At 63.1% G+C, this 5,550-nt stretch carries 5 protein-coding genes; 4 read left to right on the forward strand and 1 reads right to left on the reverse strand.

The genetic code is table 11. From position 1 onward, the window contains the following. A partial coding sequence (locus tag OO306_RS27630; protein WP_265970359.1) for an aldehyde dehydrogenase family protein occupies window positions 1-449 on the reverse strand: 449 nt, incomplete at its 3' end. A 497-nt stretch (window positions 450-946) separates the two neighbouring features. On the opposite strand from OO306_RS27630, the gene peaA reads away from it, so the two are divergent. From peaA to peaD, 4 genes are read left to right on the forward strand one after another with little or no spacing between them, the layout of a single operon-like run. Beyond that, entirely contained in the window at window positions 947-2,512 is a 1,566-nt protein-coding gene (gene peaA, locus OO306_RS27635) for a quinohemoprotein amine dehydrogenase subunit alpha (protein ID WP_265970360.1), read from the forward strand. A 47-nt stretch (window positions 2,513-2,559) separates the two neighbouring features. After that, a complete protein-coding gene (gene peaB, locus OO306_RS27640; protein WP_027593452.1) occupies window positions 2,560-3,990 on the forward strand; it encodes a quinohemoprotein amine dehydrogenase maturation protein in 1,431 nt (476 codons plus the stop codon). Window position 3,991: 1 nt separating this feature from the next. Continuing rightward, entirely contained in the window at window positions 3,992-4,315 is a 324-nt protein-coding gene (gene qhpC, locus OO306_RS27645; protein ID WP_008091708.1) for a quinohemoprotein amine dehydrogenase subunit gamma, read from the forward strand. Window positions 4,316-4,347: 32 nt separating this feature from the next. Then, window positions 4,348-5,469, forward strand: a complete 1,122-nt coding sequence (peaD, locus tag OO306_RS27650) for a quinohemoprotein amine dehydrogenase subunit beta (RefSeq protein WP_027593451.1) — start codon at window positions 4,348-4,350, stop codon at window positions 5,467-5,469. Window positions 5,470-5,550: the final 81 nt, after the last annotated feature.

Consider the following 5,550-nt stretch of genomic DNA (forward strand, 5'->3'; position numbering starts at 1 on the left):
GGCATCAAAGGCATCGAGGTTTCGACGGTGCTACCCTCGATCTTGGTGGCCCAGCCGGCCATGTAGCGCAGGAAGTCGATGGCCAGTTGCACGTCCATGACCTTGGCCACTGCGGCGCTCTTGCCGTTGTTCAGGCACTCAAGCTCCGCCAGTTGTTGCGCGTCACGCTCCATCAGGTCGGCCAGGCGCCACAGCATGTTCTGCCGCTCACGCGGGCGCAGGCGGCTCCAGGGCGAGTCATCGAAGGCCTGGCGCGCGGCCCGCACGGCGCGGTCGACATCGTCGGCGTCGGCGGCGGGTACTTCGCCCAGCACCTCGCCGGTGGCCGGGTTGCGGAACGACAGGGTGCGACCGCTGGCGGCGTCCTGCCAGTCGGCGCCGATGCGCATTTTCAGTTTGCGTTCGAGGAAGGCGCGGGTGGCGGGCAGGATGGGCAGTTCGGAAAGCATGGGGCGGTGCCTCTTGTCATTGGAATGTGAGCGAGGCTTGCGCAATGGGCGTGCCAAGGTCGTCGATGGGCCGCAAGGCCTTGAGGCGACTGGGGTTTGCCGCAGTGCAAGGGCGTAATTGCAGGGTTGCGCTGTTGCACATTGAGACGGTGTGAGACGGTGGTGAAACAGTGGCTATACCGGCCTCTTCGCGGGGCAAGCCCGCTCCCACAGGGATAGAGCCGAATTCAGGTGCTGCGCCGTTTCGGTGGGAGCGGGCTTGCCCCGCGAATGGCCTGCAGAGCAGGCCCTGTCTCAGGATGAAACACCCTGTCGCGAAATGGCACGCTCCGGCTGCACCCCGGCATGCCTGCAAAGCCACGCGAAACCTACTAAGAGGCTGAAATACAACAACTTTTCAGCATGTGGCACAGTTTCTGTATCACGACTGTCACATGCACACCTGCTGTACCAAAGCGTGCGAGAACGATAAGAACAACAACCGTGGAGGTCTGACCTTGAAGACGACTCGACTCCGCCGGCATGCGGGCAAACTGGCGCTGGTCGCCGCCGCGCTGCTGAGCACCCAGGCCATGGCGGCCGAGCAGGGCCCTAACCTGTTGCAAACCAAGTGCATGGGGTGCCATATCCCCGAAGGCAAAGACACCTACAGCCGTATCAGCCATCAGCGCAAAACGCCGGAAGGCTGGCTGATGAGCATCGCCCGCATGCAGGTCATGCACGGCCTGCAGATCAGCGACGATGACCGGCGCACCCTGGTCAAGTACCTGGCCGACAAGCAGGGACTGGCGCCCAGCGAGACCGATGGCGTGCGCTACGCCATGGAGCGGCGGCTTAACACCGTCGAACACTTCGACCAACAGCTCAGCGAAACCTGCGGCCGTTGCCACTCCGGTGCCCGCGTTGCCCTGCAGCGTCGCCCGGCCCAGGAATGGGAACACCTGGTCAACTTCCACCTCGGCCAATGGCCGTCTCTCGAATACCAGGCCCAGGCGCGTGACCGCGACTGGCTTGAAATCGCCCTCAAGCAAATGGTGCCGGACCTGGCTAAGCGCTTCCCGCTCGACAGCCCGGCCTGGGCCGAATGGCAACAGGCCAGGCCCAAGGCCGATGCCTTGCCAGGACAGTGGGCGTTCAGCGGTCACATGCTGGCCAAAGGCGATGTCCGTGGGGTGATGACGGTCAGTGCAGGGGAGGCTGACACCTTCAAGGTCGAGGTCAAAGGCAGCTACGCCGACGGCACGCCGTTCAATGGCAGCGGCTCGGCGATCCTCTACAACGGCTATGAATGGCGCGGCAACGTGAAGGTGGGCGACAGCAACCTGCGCCAGGTATTCGCGGCGCTGGATGGCGAAATGAAAGGCCGCATGTTCGAGGCCGATCACGACGAGCGCGGCCTGGACTTCAGCGCGGTGAAAGACGGCAAGGCACGCCTGCTGGCAGTGCAACCGGCCTTCATCAAGGTGGGCAGCGAAAGCGAGATCACCCTGGTCGGCAGCGGCCTGACGGGCAAGCCGGAACTGGGCGCAGGTGTTGAAGTGACAGAAGTGCTGGAGGCCACCCCGACCCTGGTGCGGGTCAAGGCGCGCGCGGCGGCAGACGCCAAGCCAGGCCAGCGAGACGTTGCAGTGGGCGCACTCAAGGGCGTCAACCTGGCGGTTTACGACAAGGTCGACGAGGTCAAGGTGGTGCCAGCGTTCTCCATTGCCCGCATCGGCGAAAACGGCGCGTCCGTGCCGAAGGTGCAGGGGCGCTTCGAAGCCGAAGCCTGGGGCAAGGATGCCAGCGGCCAGCCGCTGCGCATCGGTTACCTGCCCGCCCAATGGAAGGTCGAGCCGTTCAACGAGCGTGCCGTCGAGGACGAGGACGTCAAGTTCGCCGGGCAGATGCAGGCCGACGGCGTCTTCGTACCCGGCGGTGCGGGGCCTAACCCGGCACGCAAGATGATGACCAACAACGCTGGCAACCTGAAAGTCATCGCCACCCTGGCTGACGGCGGCCAGACCGGCGAGGGCCACATGATCGTCACCGTCCAACGCTGGAACAACCCGCCCTTGCCATAAGGCAGGTGTGAACGCGTTTTCCAACGGATCGATTATCGGAGGTCGCCATGGGCGCACTATTGAACCTGGTCGAACGCAACCTGCACGAAGTGCAGGTGGATGCCGACCGCATGCTGTTCCACATCCCTAGCAGTTCGCTGTTCGCCACCGACGCGGTGACCGGCGGCATCATCGACACCCTGCGCCAGCAAGGCTGCTCCGCCGAGGAGCTGATGCAGCGCCTCGGTCAGCAGTTTGCCGGCGCCGACATCCAGGACACCCTGCGCGAGCTGATCGCCCTGGAAGTGGTCAGCGACGGCTCACCACTGACGCCGGAAATCGCCCTCAAGCAGGTCGAGCGCACGGCGTTGAACACGGTGGTGCTCAACGTCAACACCGGCTGTAACCTCAGCTGTACCTATTGCTACAAGGAAGACCTGGACAAACCCTCTGCCGGCAAAAAGATGAGCACCGCCACTGCCGAGGCCTCGGTGGAGATGCTGCTCAAGGAGTCCCCCGACGAGCAACGTTACAGCGTGGTGTTCTTCGGCGGCGAGCCGTTGTCCAACCGGCCTTTGATCGAGCACATGGTCGCTTACTGCGAGCGGCGTTTCGCCGAGGCCGGCAAGCAGGTGGAGTTCATCATGACCACCAACGCCACCTTGCTCACCGAAGAGATCATCGACTGGCTCAACGCCCACCGTTTCGGGTTGTCGATCAGCATCGACGGGCCGAAGACCGTGCACGACCGCAACCGCATCACCGTGGGCGGGCAGGGCACCTATGACGTGGTGCGGCGCAAGGCCGAGATGCTGCTGTCACGCTATACCAGTCGCCCGGTGGGGGCGCGGGTCACCCTGACCCGTGGCATTACCGATGTCGAGACCATCTGGAATCACCTGTTCAACGAGATGGGCTTTGCCGAAGTCGGCTTCGCCCCGGTGACCTCGGGCGACCTGTCGGCATTCAACCTCACCAGCGACGAACTGGTGCAGGTGTTCGCCAACATGAAGGCCCTGGGCCGTCGCTACCTGGAAGCCGCGCTGGAGCACCGCAACATCGGCTTTTCCAACCTGCACCAACTGATCACCGACATCCACGAGGGCCACAAGAAGGCCCTGCCGTGCGGCGCCGGGCTGAAAATGCTGGCGGTAGACCATGAAGGTGAATTGAACCTGTGCCACCGCTTCACCGGCTCCAGCCTGCCGACGTTCGGCAACGTGCACCAAGGGGTGAAACAGGCCCAGCTCAATGACTTCCTGTCGCAACGCCTGGACCGCAGCAACACCGGCTGCGAGAGCTGCCGTATTCGCAACCTGTGCTCCGGTGGCTGCTACCACGAGAGCTATGCCCGCTACGGCGACCCGCAGCACCCGACCTACCACTACTGCGAGCTGATGCGCGACTGGGTCGACTTCGGCATCGAGGTCTACAGCCGCATCATGGCCGCCAACCCGGCCTTCATCGACCGCTACATCACCCCGCGGAAGGCGCACTGACATGAAGCACTTGAAGCCCCTGAACAACAAGGCGCGCATCCTCGAGCAGGCCGCTGCCGAAGACCGTGTCGAAGAAGTCATGGCGATGAGCGCGGTGGCAGGCTGTACCGCCACCACCGACCCGGGTTGGGAAGTGGACGCCTTTGGTGGCGTGAGCTCGCTGTGCCAGCCCATGGAAGCCGACCTTTACGGCTGTTCCGACCCTTGCTGGTGGCCAGCGCAGGTGCCAGACATGATGAGCACCTACCAGGACTGGAATGCCCAGGCGACCAACTCCCAGGACGACTGGCGCAACCTCGGCACCGTGTTCCCGAAAGACAAGTGACCGGCCCAACAAGAATGACAAGGGGAAACCGCATGAAACCTGGACTCTGCGCGCAGCTCGCGCTCACCGTCGCCGCCACGGCCAGCGCCTGGGCGGTACAGGCTGACGACACCGGGCCGGCCTTGAAGGCTGGCCATGAATACCTGATCGTGACCAACTACCCGAACAACCTGCATGTGGTGGATGTGGCCAGCGATGCGCTGTACAAGAGCTGCCGCATGCCCGATGCGTTCGGCCCCGGCACCGCGATGATGGCGCCGGACAACCGTACCGCCTACATCCTCAACAACCACTACGCCGACATCTACGGCATCGACCTGGACACCTGCAAGACCACCTTCCACGCCAACTTGTCCAGCGTGCCTGGGGAAGTCGGCAAGTCGATGTATTCGTTTGCCATCAGCCCTGATGGCAAAGAGGTGTATGCCACCGTCAACCCGACCCAGCGCCTGAACGATCACTATGTGGTCAAGCCGCCGCGCCTGGAGGTGTTCCGCACGGCCGATGGCCTTGATGCGAAGCCTGCGCGAACCTTCCCGATGCCACGCCAGGTGTACCTGATGCGCGCCGCCGACGATGGCAGTTTGTTCGTGGCGGGCCCGGACATCTACAAGATGGACGTGCAAACCGGCAAGTACGAGGTGGCATTGCCGCTGCGTACCTGGAACCGGCCCGGCTACAGTGCCCCGGATGTGCTGTATTTCTGGCCGCATCAGAGCCCTCGGCACGAGTTCTCGATGCTCTATACGATTGCCAAGTTCAAGGACGAAAAGCAGGACCCAAATACCGCCGAACTGCTCTACGGTTACCTGAGTGTCGACCTGAAAACCGGCAAGACCCACACCCAGGAATTCGCCGACCTGACCGAGCTGTACTTCACCGGGTTGCGCTCGCCGAAGGACCCGAACCAGATCTACGGCGTGCTCAACCGCCTGGCGCGGTATGACATCAAGGAACGCAAGTTGATCAAGGCGGCTAACCTTGAACACACCTACTACTGCGTGACCTTCGACAAGAAGGGCGACAAGCTGTACCTGGGCGGCACCTTCAATGACCTGGCGGTGTTCGACCCCGAAACGCTGCAGAAGGTGAAGAACATCAAGCTGCCGGGTGGGGACATGTCGACCACTACGCCGCAGGTGTTTATCCGCTAGATACAGGGTGAACTTACCGGCCTCTTCGCAGCACAAGGCTGCTCCTACAGGCCACCGCGTTCCATTGTAGGAGCAGCCTTG

Origin of the sequence: Pseudomonas sp. DCB_AW (assembly GCF_026240895.1) — a bacterium.
GTDB classification, from domain to species: domain Bacteria; phylum Pseudomonadota; class Gammaproteobacteria; order Pseudomonadales; family Pseudomonadaceae; genus Aquipseudomonas; species Aquipseudomonas kermanshahensis.